The sequence below is a fragment of the Verrucomicrobium sp. GAS474 genome (genome assembly GCF_900105685.1).
GTDB lineage: Bacteria > Verrucomicrobiota > Verrucomicrobiia > Methylacidiphilales > GAS474 > GAS474.
The window spans coordinates 1,507,371-1,523,734 of record NZ_LT629781.1; the positions used below are offsets into that span (position 1 = coordinate 1,507,371).

Below are 16,364 nucleotides of genomic sequence, written 5' to 3' on the forward strand. Positions count from 1 at the left end.
CGTGCGCCGCGCCCGGAAGGGCGTCCGAAAGCGGGTGCCGTCACGTCGTTCGCGGAGGTCTCCGGGGGAGGTCGAAAAAACGTGTCGGTCTTAGGGGAAATGGGGTTGTAAACCTCGGTCTGACGGGTTTGTAGTCCGTTGTATTTAATCTCTGTCGGTCAGCGGACTACATGTTGTTTTATTTATTTTTAAGCCGTTCATTATCAATTTCAAAAATGAAGTTAAGTAACGTTTCCATGATTTAATAGGTAGAATAATCATCCGAGAAATTTGAATTAAATAACCTTCGGAAGCATGATTTAATCATGACTGCTGAAGGGTATAAAAAGAACGGCCGGGGCGGCTTCATCCTCGTCCTCGTCCTCGCGCTTTTCTGCGCCGCCGCCGGCCGGGCCGGGGCGGCTTCCTATTACTGGGACTCGACCCCGGCGACGACCTCCTGGGGCGACAGCTCCGACTGGAGCCGCTATGCGGCGACCGGGACCAACGGCGCTCCCTCTTCCAGCGCGACCTCGGCCGACACCTATGTCTTTGACGCCTCGACCTCGACCTCGCTGAACGACAATCTCTCCGGCCTCACCCTCGGCAGCCTCTCCTTCACCACGAACGCCGCCGCCTACACCCTCGGCGGCAATGCCTTCTCCCTCTACAAGGGGATCACCACCCGCGCGACGACCGCCGAGGCGATCAGCGCCGGGATCGCCCTCGCGGGGGCCAACACCTGGAATGTCTACGCGGGCGGCGCGCTGAACGTCTCCGGCGTCGTCTCCGGGGCCAATTCCCTCACCCTCGGCGGCGGCTACGGCGGCGGCACGGTGACCCTCTCCGGCGCGAACACCTACTCCGGCGGGACGATCCTCCGGGGCGGTTCGCTAAACCTCACCGGCTCCCTCAACGCCGCCGGGACGCTGAACCTCGGCGGCGGGACGCTGACCTATGCGCCGACGGCGGGGGGCTCGACCCAGGCCTTCGCCTCGACGACGGTGAGCCCCGGCCTCTCGACCGTCGCGAACGCCACGGCGGGCAACAACGTCAACCTCGGGACGATCACCCGGAACGCCGGGGGCCTCCTCAATGTCTCCTCGGTCACCGGGACGACGAAGGCCGGCAACGGCAACACGAACGGGATCCTCGGCGCGTGGGCGACCGTCGGGAGCGGCTCCTCCCTCCGCTACGCCACCGTCACCGGCGGCAACATCGCCTCCTACACCGGCGCGACGGCGGCGACGACGAACATGGGGAACATCAGCAGCGCGACGACGAACTACAGCTTCACCGCCAACGTCTCCCAGATCCTCGGCAACGTCACCGCGAACACCATCACCTACACCGGCACGGGCGGCAACTGGACCAACGCCCTCAGCGCGGCGAACCTCAACGGCCTCATGAACGCGGGGACGGGGGCGCTGACCCTGAACTTCACGACCCTCGGCGCGATCAACATCGGGACGACCGCCGCCGCCGGGAACAGCGAGCTGGTCGTCACCACGAACGACCAGACCCTCACGATCAACGCCACGATCAACAACTACACCTTCAACACCGGCTCCCTCACCCTCGGCAGCGTCGGCAACGGCACCATCGTCCTCGGCAACTCGAACAACTACACCGGCGGGACGACGATCACCTCCGGCACGGTCCAGCTCGGGAACGCGGGCGCGCTCAGCAGCGGCACCGTCACCCTCGCGGGCGGCACCCTCCAGGGGGCGACCGGCGCGGGGCTCACGATCTCGAACAGCCTCGTCGTCACCGGGGGCCTCAGCGCGATCTCGAGCAGCGTCGCCACCTCGGTCCTCCTCACCGGGGCGATCAGCGGCAGCGGCACCCTCGCCACCGAGGGGGCGGGCGCGGCGGGCGCGATGGTCGGCTTCACCAACACCAGCGTCGGCGGCTACAGCGGCTTCACCGGCACCCTCCTCTTCAGGACGGCGGGCCAGGAAAACTGGTCCTTCGGCTCGGGCAACACGATCGCCGCGACGTTCGACTTCTCCAACGCCACCCTCGTCATGGACGGCTCGGCCTCGACCCGCACCGTCGGCTTCTACGGGGCGAGCGCGAACCAGGTCCTGAAGCTCGGCGAGCTCTCCGGCGGCGGCACGATCATCGGCTCGACCTCCGGGACGAACACCCTCTCCGTCGGCTACCTCGGGACCGACTCGGTCTTCGCCGGGGCGATCGGCGTCACCGGGGGCAACAAGGACAACATCGCCCTCACGAAGGAAGGGGCCGGGACGCTGGTCCTCTCCGGGGCGAACGTCTACACCGGCTCGACCTCGGTGAACACCGGGACCCTCCAGGTCGGCAACGGGACCTCGGGCTCGATCGGGGCGACCTCCTCGGCGACCGTCGCCGCCGGGGCGACCCTCTCCTTCGACATGGCGAACGGGTCGACTTTCTCCAAGGCGATCGTGAATTCCGGCACGGTGGCGGGGGTCGAGGACCCGGGAGTCACGAACACCCTCTCCGGCGTCGTCAGCGGCACCGGCGGCCTCACCCAGGCGGGCGCGGGGACGACGGTCCTGACCGGGACCGACACCTACACGGGGGCGACCTCGGTGAGCGCCGGAACCCTCCAGGTCGGCAACGGGACCAGCGGTTCCGTCGCCGCCACGGCCTCGGTCTCCGTCGCGAGCGGGGCGACGGTCGCCTTCGACATGGCGAACGGCTCGACCCTCTCCAAGGCGATCTCGAACTCGGGCTCGGTCGTCGGTGCCGAAGGGGCGGGGATCACGAACACCCTCTCCGGCGTCGTCAGCGGCAGCGGGGCCTTCACCCAGACCGGCGCGGGGACGACGGTCCTCTCCGGGGCGAACACCTACACCGGCGGCACGACGATCCAGGCGGGCAAGGTCACCCTCGGCAACGCGGCAGGCCTCGGCGCCTCGGCCAACGCCCTCACGATCCTCGGCGGCGCCACCCTCGACCTCTCCGGGAACAGCGCGGTGGTCGGTGCCCTCTCCGGGAGCGGCGGCGGCAGCGCCCTCCTCATGAACAGCAGCGCGGCGACTCCGGCGACCCTCGCCGCCTCCTCGGTCAATCCGGGCGGCGCGCTGACGGTCGGCACGCTCACCGTCGGCGGCGTCTCCGACACGGCGAAGACGACCCTCGCCCTCACGAACGCGGTCCTGAACTTCGACCTCGCCGGGGCGGGGAGCAACGACAAGATCGTCCTCAACGGCAAGGGCGCGGTGACCTTCACCACCTCGCAGCTCGCCCTCACGGGAACGATCGCGGCGGGGAACTACACCTTCGTCACGGCGGCGAACAACGCCTCGGGGATCTTCTACAACACGAACCTCGCCAACGACCTGGGCCTCACCGCCTCCTCGATCGCGACCCTCGCCTCCCTCGGCCTCGCCGGGACCCTCTCCCAGGTTCCCGACGGGACCGGCTACGACATCACCCTCTCGATCACCGCCGTCGCGGTTCCCGAGCCCGGCACGTGGATGCTGATGGGAATGGGCCTCGCCTTCCTCGGCCTGGCCGCCGCCCGCCGCCGCCGGATGGCGTAGGGCGGGGAGAAGATTAGATGCGCTCGAGGGCGAGGCGGCGGCGGATGGCCATCGCCAGGAAGAGCGCCCCGCCGCCGAGGAGGACGACGGTGGAGGGCTCCGGCACGGAGAGGACCGTCAGCGTGATGCCGCCGCCCGCGCCGTAGTTGATCCGGAGGACGTCGCTGCCGAGGGTGAACGTCGAGCCGTCGGCGAGGGTCGTCGTCGTGCCGTTGAGGCTGGCGAAGAGGCCCGAGACGGCCGTCGTGCCGGTGACGATGTTGAAGGCGTCGTTCACGCTCGCGGCGTAGTTGAGGGTCAAGGTCAGGTCGGTGCCGGTTCCGATGGTGAGGAGGTTGGTCCCCATCGCCAGCTGGCTGTAGCCGCTCCCCGCCGTCGTCCCGGCGAGGATGAAGGAGAGGGCCGAGCCCGAGGTCGTCGTCACCGCGCCGGTCGCGGTGAGGGAGTAGCGGCTCGCGTTCGTCGAGTCGTTCGCGTCGCCGACCTGGAGGATGCCGAAGTTCCCGACGTTCGTCTTGTAGATCGAGCCCGCGCCGCCGTAGGTCGCCTTGTTGGAGGCGTTGACGCCGGAGACCGTCGCCGTGCTGGCGCTGATCGAGCCGGTGCCGTTCAGGAGGAGCGCGCCCGCGCTGACCGTCGTCGCGCCGGTGTACGTGTTGGTCCCCTTCAGGATCTGGGTCCCCGCGCCGGTCTTCGTGATTCCCACGTAGTTACCCCCGACGGTGAAGCCGTTGTTCGAGGCGGTGCCGATGTTGCCCTGGAAGGTCTGGGTCCCCGAGGCAAGGTTGATGGTGTCGATGGCGACGGTCGTGAGGTCGTTGGTCACGTAGGTTCCCGCCTGGCCGGTGAGGCCGGCGAAGGTCTGGCCGTACCGGGTGTCGAAGATGCCGGCTTCGATGTCCATGAGGGACGAGGTGGAAAAGGCGTTCACCGCATTCGCGTAGACGATGCCGAGGCCGACGTTGGCACTGGTTCCGGCGGGGGAAATGTTGATGGTCGTCGTGCCGGTGATGTTGATCATCCCCGTGCTGTTGAAGCCCCAGTAGCCGGGGCCGGAGGTCGTCGACGACGCGCCGCTGATGACCAGGTTGCCCGCGCCGTTGAACTTCGTGGTGGAGAGCAGGTAGGCGCCCAAGGTGCTCCCGGCCACATTTCCACCGTAGACGTTGTTCAGGTAGAACGTTCCGCCCGAGCCGATGTTGACCGTTCCCTTGATGCCTGCCCCCGTGCCGGAGTAGGCGGTGCCGGAGTCGAGGTTGAACGTCGCCCCCGCGGCGACGTAGGTGCCGCTGGAGAGGCCGGTGCTGCCCGCCGTGAGGCTTCCCGAGACGAGTTCGAGCGTCCCCGCGCTGATCGAGGTGACCCCCGAGAGGGTTCCCGAGTCGATGAGGAGGGTTCCCCCGCTGACCGTGACGGTGCCCGTCAGGTTCGCCGAGACGACTTCGAGCGTTCCCGCGCTGACCGTGGTGGTACCCGTCCAGTTGCCGACGGCGATCGACTGGGTGCCGGTCCCGGTCTTGTTCACGGTCACGTTCGCGGAGCGGGCGGTATCGGCGATCGCGGTGCCGAGGAGATTGGCCGACTTGCCGACCGTGCCGCTGTAGGTGTAGCTGCCGGTGCCGTTCAGCGTCAGGATCGTGCCGCTGGCGGCGGAGTCGGAGGTGATGGCGCCGCCGGTTCCGTTGATGCCGCCCATGGTCATGCTTTGGCGGACTTCGACGTAGCCCGAGTTGACGGTCAGCGTCCCGATGTTCACCGCGTTGGGCGTCGGGGTGGTGGTGGGGGCGCCGATGAAGACGGTGCCGACGTACCAGCTCGCCGCGCTGGCCGAGCCCTGGGTCAGGTTGATGGTCAGGGAGCTTTCCGTGTTGGTGCCGTTCAGGTTGAAGTAGGAGGTTCCGAAGCCGCTGATCGTCACGTTGCCGGAACCCGAGAGGGCCGAGGTGTTCGATTCGTTGGTCGACGTGCTGTTGCTGAAGACGAGGTTCGATCCGGTGCCGACGGCGATCGCCTGGCTGACATAGGTGCCCGCCCCGGTCGTGCCGACGTTGGCGAACTGAAGGGTGCTGCCGCCGATAACACTGTAGCCGCCGGTGGCGGTCGGGAGCACCCCGAGCGTCAGCGTTCCCGTTCCTGCCACGGTGAAGCCGCTGGTACCCGCCAGAGAGGCGTTGATCGTGGCGTTCTGGTTCATGACGAGCGTCGGCGTCGGCCCGGCCAGGGTGATCGCGGAGCCGGTGATCGTGTAACCCGCCGTGTCGAAGATGATCCCGCTCGCCGTCATCCCTCCTGTGGAGGTCACGGTCCCGGCCGTCCCGGCAAAGTCGGCGACATCGCCGTTGATCCAGGGAGTGATATTGGCAATGTCGCCATTCACTGCCGTATTCCAAGTTCCGTTGGTGCCGCTATCCCACGTGCCGCTTCCGCCTGTCCCCAAGGCACCGAAATAAAGGGTCGACTGGGCTTTCGCCTGGGTGGCGGGAAGCACCAGGGAAAGGCTCAGGAGGGCGAGGGAGAGGAGGTTATATTGTTTATTCATAACGAACGTATGAGGTGGAGTGGGGGCGTTGGCTTACAGTGCACTTTATCGCATCCGTGTTTCTTTCCATAAGAGACGAATGCGAATGATAATGGGACTTTTACGCAAACCGAAAATCGCCAGAGAAGGCGCTGCGCCCGATCGAATCGGGCTTTCAGATCGAATTCTCTAGAATATTTATCAATAGCAATCGCTATTTTCCAGCAAAAAATCAATGCGCGGCCGGGGTCGCGGCGAGGGCGCGGAGGAGGTTGTCGACGGCAAAATCCATCGCGCGGTCGATGCTCTCGGCGGTGAAGCCGCCGATGTGGGGGGAGGCGATGACGCGGGGATGGGCGGCGAGGGACCAGTCCTGCGGCGGCTCCCCGTCGAAGACGTCGAGGGCGAGGGCGGCGATCCCTCCGGAATCGAGCGCGGCGGCGATGGCGGCCGGATCGATGAGGTCGAAGCGGGCGGTGTTGACCAGGAAGACCCCCTTCTTCATTCCGGCAAGGGCCGCCGCGTCGATCAGGGGGCGGTGGCCGGGAAGGGGGGGGCAGTGGAGGGTGACGACGTCGGCGGCGGCGAGGAGTTCCGGCAGCGGGGCGAAGCGGAAATCGGGCGAGGGGCGGTAGGAGGCGTCGGGATAGAGGTCCTGGGCGATCACTTTCATCCCGATCCCGAGCGCCATCCCCGAGACGAGGCGGCCGATCCGGCCGCAGCCGACGACGCCGAGGGTCTTCCCCTCCAGCTCGATGCCGTTCGCCCGTTCCCACTTCCGCTCCTTCATCCGGGCGTCGGTGACGGGGAGCCCCCGCGCGAGGGCGAAGAGGAAGCCGATGGTCAGCTCGGCGACGCCGCGGGCGTTGGCCCCCTCGGCGCGGAGGAGGGCGATGCCTCGGGCCTGCGCGGCCTCGGTGTCGACATTGTCGATCCCGGTCCCGTTCCGGCTGATGGCGCGGAGCCGGGAGGCGGCGGCGAGGACGCGGGCCGAAACGGGCTCGACCCCGGCGAGGTAGCCCTCGCAGGCGGGGAGGAGCTCCAGGAGCTCGGCCTCGCTCGGCTGGCGTCCGGCCGGCCCGAGGACGACCTCGTGCCCCGCCGCCCGGAGGCGGTCGAGGGAGGGATGGCCGCTCCGGGTGACGGAGCGGGGGGTGACGAGGATGCGGCCCATGGCGCGTGGGGGGGGGAGGGTCCGGAAGGGGGGGTTACTCGATCACGACCTGGCCGCCGCGGTCGAAAGCCCGCTTCGGGAAGCCTTCCTTTTCGATGTCGCCGTAATTGTGCCCGGCGTCGCCCGGATAGACGCAGAAGCTGATCAGCGGCTCGCTCCCGGTGTTGATCGAGCGGTGGCCCCAGTAGGGCGGGACGTAGACCATCCGGCCCGGGGCGAAGCGTTCCCACCGGCACTGGCCGTCGGAGGTCTTCATCATCATCAGGCCCTCGCCGCGCAGGGCGAGGTAGATCTCCCCGGTGTTGACCCGGGAATGGTAGTGGCCCTTCGTCATGAAGTACTCGTCGCCGACCTTGCCGGCCTGGAGCTTGCTGATGCAGTACATCAGGTGGCCGTATTCGTGCGGGACGGGGACCTCGAAGACCTCGTAGTGGAGGGGGTTGCCGTCGGCGACGAGGCGGTCGAAGGCGGCCTGGTCCTGGTAGTGGCCCTTCATGTCGGAGGCGCGGCGGACGAGGTGGTCCTTCGGTTCCTTCATGATTCCGGCGACCAGGTCGAAGTCGACGGCGAAGGGATCGATGAAGCGGGTCTCGGGATGGAGTTCGATGGCGGGCATGGGAGTGGGTTGGGTGGGTGGGAGAGGGATCAGCGGGCTTCCTTGGCGATCTCGGAGAGGCGGTCGAAGACGGGGCCGCGCGGGGGGATCTCCGCGTCGAAGACGTCGGCGATGACGCGGGTCCAGCCGTGGATGAAGTAGATCCAGCCGTCCTCGACGAAGAGCGAGCGGCTCTTTTCCTGGGCCCGGGCCTGGTCGAGGAAGACGAGGTTGCCGCGGTAGTTGAATTCCCAGACATAGGCCCGCTCCGGGAAGACGACGGCGTCGGTGAGGGGGGAGCCGGGGGCGTCCTTGCCGAGGCCGGTGCCGTTCACGATCAGGGAGCCGGGCGGGAGCTTCGCGACGAGGGCGTCGCTCATCTCGGCCTGGGGGACGTGGTGGATGAGGAGCTCGACGGGGGTGTGCCAGCCCGCGTGGACCTGGCGGAGGTGGTGGAGGCGGGGCGTGCTCCGGTTGGCGACATGGATGCGGCGGGGCTTGTTGGCGCCGTGGCGTTCCTGCACCAGGTGCCAGGCGAGGGCGACGGCGGAGCCGCCCGCGCCGAGGATGAGGACCTCGGCCTCGGGGTTCTTGATCCAGTAGTCGGCGGGGAGGAAGGCCTCCAGGGCGAGGCCGCTGCTGAAGGGATCGACCGCGCGGCCCAGGATGCGGCCGTCGCGCTTGTAGATGCTGCTCACCTCGCCGAGGGCGTCGGAGAAGGCGTCGATCTCGTCGAACTGGTCGCGGCAGGCGGCGCAGAGGTCGAGCTTGTGGGTGGTGACGAGCGCGCCCCGGGAGAAGGGGTCGTTCTTGATGAAGTCGACGGCGGCGCGGTAGTTCTCCGCCGTGTCGTGGAGCTTGAAGTCGATGCCGCGGAGCTGGCAGTCGCCCAGCCCGAGGGCCTGGGCCCAGAGGGGAAAGATGCGGTTGATCGACGACTTCGCGGTGGTGACGCCGATGAAGTACATGGTCGGCTTGTCTGCGGGGGGGTAGGCACTCATGGGAAAATCGAGGATGGGGTGGAGGGGGTTTCGGGGAAATGAAGGTTTGCGCAATTAAATGGTATAAATGCGAAAGCGAGGAAGCGGGCTCACGAAGCCGCGCTCCAGCCGTGGAGCGCGTCGAGGAGCGCCGCGTAGCGGCCGATGCGGGCCTCGCCCAGCGCGGCGATCCGGGGATCGGCGGCGGGCCGGGTGCGGGCGCCGAGGACGGTCCAGCAGTCGGCGGCGGTGGCGAGGGCGGGGAAGAGCCCGACGCCGTGCCCGGCGAGGAGGGCGGCCCCGACGGGGGCGCCCCCGGCGCGGGCGATGCCGACGACGTCGGCGCGGAGGCGGTCGGCCTTGATCCGGTTCCACGGCGCGCTCTTCTCGCCGCCGCCGGTGATGCGGATTTCGCCGATCTCGAAGCCAGGCAGGAGCGCCCGGAGCGCCCGCCGGTACAGGCCGTATTCGAGCGCGACGCCCTCGAGCATCGAGCGGAAGAGGGTTCCCTCCGAGGCGTCCCAGCCGAGCCCGACCCAGCCGCCCCGCAGCGCGGGCCAGTTCGGCGAGACCCGCCCGCCGAGGTGGGGGACGAAGAACGGGAGGGAGGCGTCGCGCAAGGGATCGGCGTCGGCGACCTCGGGGAGGCGGTTCAGTTCCTCGAAGGAAAGGCGGCCCTTGAGGATCGTCCCGCGGAACCATTCGAGGTTCTGCCCGCCGCCATTCACGTAGGCGTAGGGATGCCAGAGGCCGGGGACGACGGAGGGGCCGCAGCCGAGGGTCCGCGAGGGATCGGCGATGAACTCCGAGGTCGTCGCGGCGAAGACCGAGGCCGTCCCGGCCACGTCGACGCAGATCCCCTCGCGGGTCGCGCCGCAGGAAAGGAAGCTGGCGGCGGTGTCGCCGCAGCCCGCCACGACGGGGAGCCCTTCGGGGAGGCCCGAGGCCCGGGCGGCCTCGGACGAGATCCGGCCGACGACCTCGTGGGGGGCGACGATCCGCGGAAGCTTCCCTGGATCGATCCCGAAGCGGGCGCAAAGGTCCGCGTCCCACGCGCGGCGGCGGGTGTCGGCGTAGCCGGAAAAGTGGAGGTAGGTGGCGTCGATGAAGGCCTCCGCGCCGTCGAGGCCGCAGAGCCGCATCGCGACGTAGCCGCCGGGCTGGACGAAGGCGTGGATGCGGGCGTAGGCCTCGGGCCGGGTCTGCTTCCACCAGAGGATCTTCGGGCCGTGGTTGAAGCTCGGGGCGTTGCCGGTCTTCCCCAGGATCTCGTCGCCCGCCTCGCGGCTCATCTCGACGATCTGGGCGCTGCACCGGGTGTCGAGCCACGAGTCGTACGGGGTGACGGCGCGGCCCGCGCGGTCGATGCCGAGGACCCCCGCCATCTGCCCGGCGATGCCGAGCGCGGCGACGTCCCGGCCCGGCTCCCCCGCCTTGGCGAGGCACTCGGCGACAACCTCGAGGGCCGAGGTGTACTGGAATTCGGGGTCCTCCTCGACCGTCCCGGGCTCGGGCCGCAGGGGACGGGAGGGGCGGAACGCCTCGGCGAGGCAGAGGCCGTCGGCGGTGTAGAGCGCCGCCTTGACCCCCTGGGTGCCGATGTCGATGCCGACGAGCGACGCCATGGTCTTGGTTTTCTGGGGTGGCCGGGCCGCCCGTTAGTTGAACGAGATGGCGGTCTTCAGCCCGCCGGTCCGGCTCACGGCCCCGGCGAAGGCCTTCTGGATCTCGCCGAGGGGGTAGGTCGCGGTGACGAGGTCATCGACGACGAGGAGGCCGTCGGCGATCAGGGCGAGGGTTTTCTGGAACTGCCGGAGGCTCTGCCGGGTCGTCCCGGTGACGAGGAGCTGCTTGTAGTGGATCAGGTTCGTGTCGAGCGGGACGTGGGACTTCCCCTTCGGCAGGCCGCCGAAGAAGAGGACGCGGCCGTTGACGGCGGCGAGCTCGACGGCGCGGGCCTGGATGTCGGCGGAAGAGCAGGCGGTGATGATGACGTCGGCCCCGCGGCCGCCGGTGAGGCGCTTCAGCTCCTCGCCGGGATCGCCGCAGATCGTGATGAAGGAGGGGTCGATCGAGCGGACGAGGGCGAGGCGGTCCTCGTGGCGGTCGTTCACGATCACCTTCCCCGCGCCGACCATCTTCGAGAGCTTCGCGTGCATCACGCCGATCGGGCCCGCGCCGACGATGAGGACGACGTCGCCGGGGCCGGTGCGCGCCTTCTCGTAGTTGTTGTAGACGCAGGAGAGGGGCTCCACCATCGCGGCGGCCGCGAAGCTGACGTGGTTGGGGATCGGGAAGAGGTTCCCCTGGAGGACGGCCTCGCGCGGGATGCGGACGTACTCGGCGAAGGCGCCGTGCTCGTGGATGCCGAGGGCGCGGTAGTCGGGATCGAGGTAGCCCTCGCCCGCGACGGTCAGCTCGGAGCTGACGGGATTGTAGTTCGGGGCGACGCAGACGCGCTGTCCGGCCTGGAGACCCCGGACCCCGGCCCCGACGCGGGCGATCGTCCCCGCCATCTCGTGGCCGATCACGAGGGGTTGGTCGGGCGTGGCGAAGGCGTGGCCGTTCTTCCACATGCGGATGTCGGTGCCGCAGATCGAGGCCCCGCCGGTGCGGATCAGGACTTCGCCCTCCCCGATCTGGGGTTCGGGCAGGGTGCCGAGGCGGAGGTCTTCTTTTTCGTAGAGGAGGGCGGCGTTCATGAAACGAGGGGTGAGGGGTGGGAGGGATTGGGTTCGGAACGGGTCGGTCGGCGCATCAGGCTTCGTCGATCCGGAGCCCGAAGATGGGGGCGATCTCCCCGATGTCCGACCCGTAGTGGCCGTGCATGAGGAGGAAGTGGTGGGAGGCGAGGCGGCTCAGGAGCTTCTTCCCGTCCTTCACCCGGACGACGCCGCCGGTGAGGCAGTCGGTCCCCGGCTGCTGGGAGTAGCCTTCGAGCTCGCCCTCGGCGACGGTCATCGTCGAGAAGTCGGAATGGATCTTCGCAAGGGTGAGGGGCCCCTCGGGGATCCGGGCGTCGATGGCGACGGCGTTCTCGTCGACGATGCGGAGGACCTTCTTCTTGAGGTTCCACTCGGTGGCGTAGGACTGGGGGATGAGGCCGGTGTAGCCGCAGTGGGCGACGAGGATGTAGTCGTCGGGGTTCCCCTTCACGGGGGGGAAAGCGGTCATCCGCTCGTGCCGCAGGGCGGCGTCGCCCATGAGGAAGGGATAGAGGTTCGTCATGAACGCGGGCGCGCCGAGCGACTTGTTCAGGATGTACTGGTTGAGCATCGAGATGACGTCGCCCTCGCAGCCCCAGATGAAGCCGCCCTCGAGGTGGAGCCGGTTCCAGGCGAGGCACGGGGTGCTGTCGCAGAAGTGGGACTCGTTGAGGCAGTTGATGCCGACGGCGCGGATCGAGCGGTCGGCGTCGAGGTCGCGCTTCACGGCCAGGTAGAGTTTCGTCGCGCTGTTGAGGGCGCGGTCGGAGAGGTCCTCCGTCGGGACGCCCCAGCTCCGGCGGGCCTCGACGGCGTCGGCGTCGGGGAGGGAGCGGGACCGCTCGCCGAGTTCCTTGAAGCTCCGCTTCTCGATCCGGATGCCGAAGCGGTCGGTCATCCGCTGGACGGCCTCGCTTTCCCACCAATAGAAGCGTTTGAAGATCGGGGCCTGCTGTCCCTCGCCGGGATTGTCCTGGTAGACGAGGAACTTCGTCCCGCGGAGCTCCGCGCGGACGCGGAGGGCGGAGAACATCTTCCGGGCCTGGGCCGGGCTGCGGGGGGCGAGGGTCGGGACGCCGGCCTCGCGGAGGTAGGTCATCAGCTCCCAGTCCCACATGGAGAAGGTGCCGAACTCCGAGGTGATGATGAGGATCGGGAGGGTGATCGCCTTGAAGGCGGCCAGGCACCGGTAGCCCTCGCCGAGAAGTTGCGGGAAGACCACGGCGTCGGCCGCGGGAAGGGATTCCCCCAGCGCGACGGGCGGAAGGAAATCGGCGACGTCGCCGAAGAGCTCCCGCAGGATGACGAGCTGGCGGTCGAAGCCGTCGTCGCGGCCCGGTTGGAAGAAGAGAGGGACGATCTGCGGCTTCGGCTCGGTGGAGGGCATAACAGGCTTTAGAGGGTGACGGGCTTGCGCTCGCGGATCGACTGGTTGCCCGCGTTGACGACGGCGACGGCGGCGCGGCCGTCCTTCCCGGCGGCGGCGGGGGGGCGGCCCTCCCGGATCGAGGTGGCGAACTCGATGTCCTCGGCGAGGTAGGCCTCGCGGAAGAGGTTCATCCACGAGACGATGGCGGGGCTCCGGAGTTCCTTCTCGCGGGTGCAGACCATGACGGTGTCCCCGCGGAGGCTCCCGATCGTGATCAGGCCGTGGGTGCCGAGGATCTCGCACCGGGCGTCGTAGGCGTACTGGACGCCCTGCGCGCCGCTGATCGAGCCCTGCGCGCCGTTCGAGAGGCGGGCCGTGAGGAGGACCTGGTCGTAGAAGTCGGGGTAGTCGGCGACGGCCTCGGGGGTCCGGTAGTTCCCGGCGATGGCGTGGACTTCGGTGAATTCCCCGCCGCTGAACCAGCGGACCGTGTCGATGTCGTGGCTGTTCACCTCGGCGAGGGGGCCGTTGCTCTTCGCGAGGTCGAACATCCACGGACGGGGGTAGCTGGGGCCGTGGGTGAGGGTCTTCACCTGGACGACCTCGCCGATCTCCCCGGCCTCGACCCGGGCCTTCGCCGCGCGGAATCCGGCGTCGAAGCGGCGCATGAAGCCGATCTGGAGGTTGACCTTCCCCTTCGCGGCGGCGGCGATCATCGCGTCGCACTCGTCGACCCGCATCGCCATCGGCTTCTCGCAGAAGATGTGCTTCCCGGCGGCGGCGGCGGCCTCGGCGATCTCCCGGTGGAGGGAGGTGGGGGTGGCGATGACGACGGCGTCGACGTCGTCGCGGGTGACGGCCTCGCGGTAGTCGGCATGGGCCGCCGAGGCGGGGAGGGCGAGGTCCCGGGCGGCGGTCTCGCGGGACTCGGCGACGGCGTCGGAGACCGCCGTGACGCGGGCGTCGGGGACGGAACGGGAGAAATTACCGGCGTGGATCATGCCGGCGCGGCCGGTGCCGACGATGGCGATGCGAAGGGGTTGCTGGCTCATGAAAAAAATGGAGGGAAGGTCCCAACCTGCCCGAGCGGGTTCCGTCGCCCAATGACCAATCGCGTAATAAAATGATACAAATGCGAATCGCGTTTCGCGCTCCTCTCTTATCGTCTCGCCCGAGGGCCGCCGCGCGGCGGTCCCCCTGCCCGGCGATGATTGACTTGGCGTCGCGCTTGGGAATAGCTTCCCCCAGCCGCCTCTCTCCCCGCCGCGTCCGGCATCGCGGAGAAAGGAGGTCCGCCCCCATTCATCCGAATCCTCGAAATCCACCCCCAAAAAATTCCCGGAGTCTTCCCATGAAAATCGGCATCGACAGCTACTGCTACCATCGCTTCTTCGGCGAGGTCTATCCCATGCAGAAACCGGCCCCCGCGCCCTACACGATGGAATCGTTCCTCGACCGCGCCAAGGCGCTCGGCTGCGACGGCGTCTCGCTCGAGAGCTGCTTCTTCCCCGAGTTCGGGGCCGCCTACCTCGCCCGGCTGCGGACGAAGCTCGACGCCCTCGGCTTTGACCGCGTCTACGCCTGGGGCCATCCCGACGGCCTCGAGGCGGGGGGCAACGCGAAGGCGAAGGAGGAGATGATCGCCCACATCGAGCACGCCGCCGCGATCGGCGCGCCGGTGATGCGGGTCGTCGGCAGCAGCCTCATGTTCCGCAACGCCCCGCACGAGCCGCAGCTGAAGATCCTCGCCCAATGGTTCCGCGAGGCCGCCGCCGTCGCGGAGAAGAAGGGGATCCGCCTCGCGGTGGAGAACCACATCGACTACAATTCCGACGAGATCCTCTGGCTGATCGAGGAGGTGGGCTCTGAGTACTTCGGCGTCAACCTCGACACGGCCAACTTCATCCGCGTCCTCGACGATCCGGTCGAGGCGACCCGCAAGCTCGCGAAGCATGTCTTCGCGACCCACGTGAAGGACCTCCGCCCGGTGAAGGGGGTCAGCGTGCGCGAGTGGTATTACTTCTCCTCCGTCGCCGCCGGGACCGGCCTCGTCGAGGTCGAGTCGATCGCCCGCATCCTGAAGGAGGCCGGCTACAAGGGCTTCCTCGCCTTCGAGACCGACATGCCCCACCCCGACTACGAGGGAGAGGAAGAGCGGATGATCGAGGAGAGCATGGCCTACCTGAAGGGGGTCGCCGCCCGCGTCGGCTAAGGCTGTCCCGTCCGTTCCATCCCAAATCAACCCATCCCTGTCATGAGCAAAAAACCGCTCCGCATCGCCATCATCGGCTACAACTTCATGGGCAAGGCCCACTCGAACGGCTGGCTCCAGGCCCGCCGGTTCTTCGACCTCGACGTCGAGCCGGTCCTCCAGGTCGCCTGCGGCCGGGACGAGGCTGCCGTCCGCGCCTTCGCCGACCGCTGGGGCTGGAAGCACGTCGAGACCGACTGGCGGAAGGCCGTCGAGCGGGACGACGTCGACGTCGTCGACATTTCGCTCCCGCAGCACCTCCATCACGACGTGGCGGTCGCCGCCGCCCGCGCCGGGAAGCATCTCTTCTGCGAGAAGCCGATGGCCCTCTCCCTCTCCGACGCGGAGGAGATGCTCGCCGCCGCCCGGAAGGCCGGGGTGAAGCATTACGTCAACCACAACTACCGCCGCTGCCCCGCCGTCCGCCTCGCCCGCCAGCTCATCGACGAGGGACGGATCGGGCGCATCTTCCATTGGCGCGGCTCCTACCAGCAGGACTGGATCGTCGATCCCGCCTTCCCTCTCACGTGGCACTTGAAGAAGGAGACGGCGGGCTCGGGGCCGCACGGCGACCTCAATTCCCACAGCGTCGACCTCGCCCACTACCTCGTCGGCGACATCCGGCGCGTCTCGTGCCTCACCACCCGCTTCATCGACGAGCGGCCCCTGCCGGGCGCGGGGGCGGCGACCTTCAGCGCGGGGACCGGCGCCGGTCCGGTCGAGATGGGCAAGGTGACCGTCGAGGACGCCTCGCTGATGATGGCCGAGTTCGCCTCCGGCGCGGTCGGTTCCTTCGAGGCGACCCGCTTCGCGCCGGGGCGGAAGAACCGCAACGCCTTCGAGATCTACGGCAGCGAGGGAAGCCTCGCCTTCGACCTCGAGCGGATGAACGAGCTCCAGTATTTCTCCCGCCGCGACCCCGGGCACGCCCAGGGCTTCCGCACGATCCTGGCGACCGAGGCCTCCCATCCCTACATCGCGAACTGGTGGCCCCCCGGCCACATCATCGGCTACGAGCACGGCTTCGCCCACGCCGCGGCCGACTTCGCCCAGGCCGTCGCCCGCGACCTGCCGATCGATCCCGATTTCTCCGACGGGGTGAAATGCATCCGCGTCCTCGAGGCCGGCCTGAAGTCGGCCGCCGAGGGGCGCGCCGTCGAGACCGGCGCGGGAAAATGACGGCGACGCATTTGTATCATTTTATGACGCATTTCAACCATGCGGAGCCGGAGGCTCCTTTGGGATAAGGGTCTTTTCCGA

General features: G+C 68.4%; 11 protein-coding genes. 3 read left to right on the top strand and 8 right to left on the bottom strand.

Going from position 1 to position 16,364, the window contains the following annotated elements:
- The first annotated feature begins 305 nt into the window (after positions 1-305).
- Entirely contained in the window at positions 306-3,512 is a 3,207-nt protein-coding gene (locus BLU04_RS06260) for an autotransporter-associated beta strand repeat-containing protein (RefSeq protein ID WP_093283597.1), read from the top strand.
- A gap of 13 nt (positions 3,513-3,525) precedes the next feature.
- Here BLU04_RS06260 and BLU04_RS06265 read toward each other — a convergent pair whose 3' ends face one another.
- The 8 genes from BLU04_RS06265 to BLU04_RS06300 all read right to left on the bottom strand — a co-directional run bounded on the left by BLU04_RS06265 (position 3,526) and on the right by BLU04_RS06300 (position 13,905).
- Positions 3,526-6,051, bottom strand: coding sequence for a PEP-CTERM sorting domain-containing protein (locus BLU04_RS06265; RefSeq protein WP_093283599.1), 2,526 nt, complete (start codon positions 6,049-6,051; stop codon positions 3,526-3,528).
- 211 nt (positions 6,052-6,262) lie between these two features.
- Positions 6,263-7,204: a phosphoglycerate dehydrogenase gene (locus BLU04_RS06270; protein WP_093283602.1), complete on the bottom strand. Its 942-nt coding sequence runs from the start codon at positions 7,202-7,204 to the stop codon at positions 6,263-6,265.
- 34 nt (positions 7,205-7,238) lie between these two features.
- The gene (locus BLU04_RS06275) at positions 7,239-7,820 is read right to left on the bottom strand and encodes a glucose-6-phosphate isomerase family protein (protein ID WP_093283604.1); all 582 of its coding nucleotides are present in this window, start codon (positions 7,818-7,820) and stop codon (positions 7,239-7,241) included.
- 29 nt (positions 7,821-7,849) lie between these two features.
- Positions 7,850-8,800 (bottom strand): shikimate dehydrogenase, encoded by a 951-nt coding sequence (locus tag BLU04_RS06280; protein ID WP_093283607.1) that lies wholly within the window; start codon positions 8,798-8,800, stop codon positions 7,850-7,852.
- An 89-nt stretch (positions 8,801-8,889) separates the two neighbouring features.
- The gene (locus BLU04_RS06285) at positions 8,890-10,404 is read right to left on the bottom strand and encodes an FGGY family carbohydrate kinase (RefSeq protein WP_093283609.1); all 1,515 of its coding nucleotides are present in this window, start codon (positions 10,402-10,404) and stop codon (positions 8,890-8,892) included.
- 33 nt (positions 10,405-10,437) lie between these two features.
- Positions 10,438-11,481 carry an alcohol dehydrogenase catalytic domain-containing protein gene (locus BLU04_RS06290; RefSeq protein ID WP_093283612.1) on the bottom strand — a complete coding sequence of 348 codons (1,044 nt, stop codon included), beginning with the start codon at positions 11,479-11,481 and terminating at the stop codon, positions 10,438-10,440.
- A gap of 55 nt (positions 11,482-11,536) precedes the next feature.
- Complete coding sequence (locus BLU04_RS06295) at positions 11,537-12,871, bottom strand: hypothetical protein (RefSeq protein WP_093283615.1); 1,335 nt, start codon at positions 12,869-12,871, stop codon at positions 11,537-11,539.
- 8 nt (positions 12,872-12,879) lie between these two features.
- Complete coding sequence (locus tag BLU04_RS06300; protein WP_093283617.1) at positions 12,880-13,905, bottom strand: Gfo/Idh/MocA family oxidoreductase; 1,026 nt, start codon at positions 13,903-13,905, stop codon at positions 12,880-12,882.
- 299 nt (positions 13,906-14,204) lie between these two features.
- Here BLU04_RS06300 and BLU04_RS06305 point away from each other — a divergent pair, with 299 nt between their 5' ends.
- Both BLU04_RS06305 and BLU04_RS06310 read left to right on the top strand, forming a co-directional pair.
- Positions 14,205-15,065 (top strand): sugar phosphate isomerase/epimerase family protein, encoded by an 861-nt coding sequence (locus BLU04_RS06305; RefSeq protein WP_157895161.1) that lies wholly within the window; start codon positions 14,205-14,207, stop codon positions 15,063-15,065.
- Positions 15,066-15,107: 42 nt separating this feature from the next.
- A complete protein-coding gene (locus BLU04_RS06310) occupies positions 15,108-16,283 on the top strand; it encodes a Gfo/Idh/MocA family oxidoreductase (RefSeq protein ID WP_093283624.1) in 1,176 nt (391 codons plus the stop codon).
- The last annotated feature ends 81 nt before the right edge of the window (positions 16,284-16,364 follow it).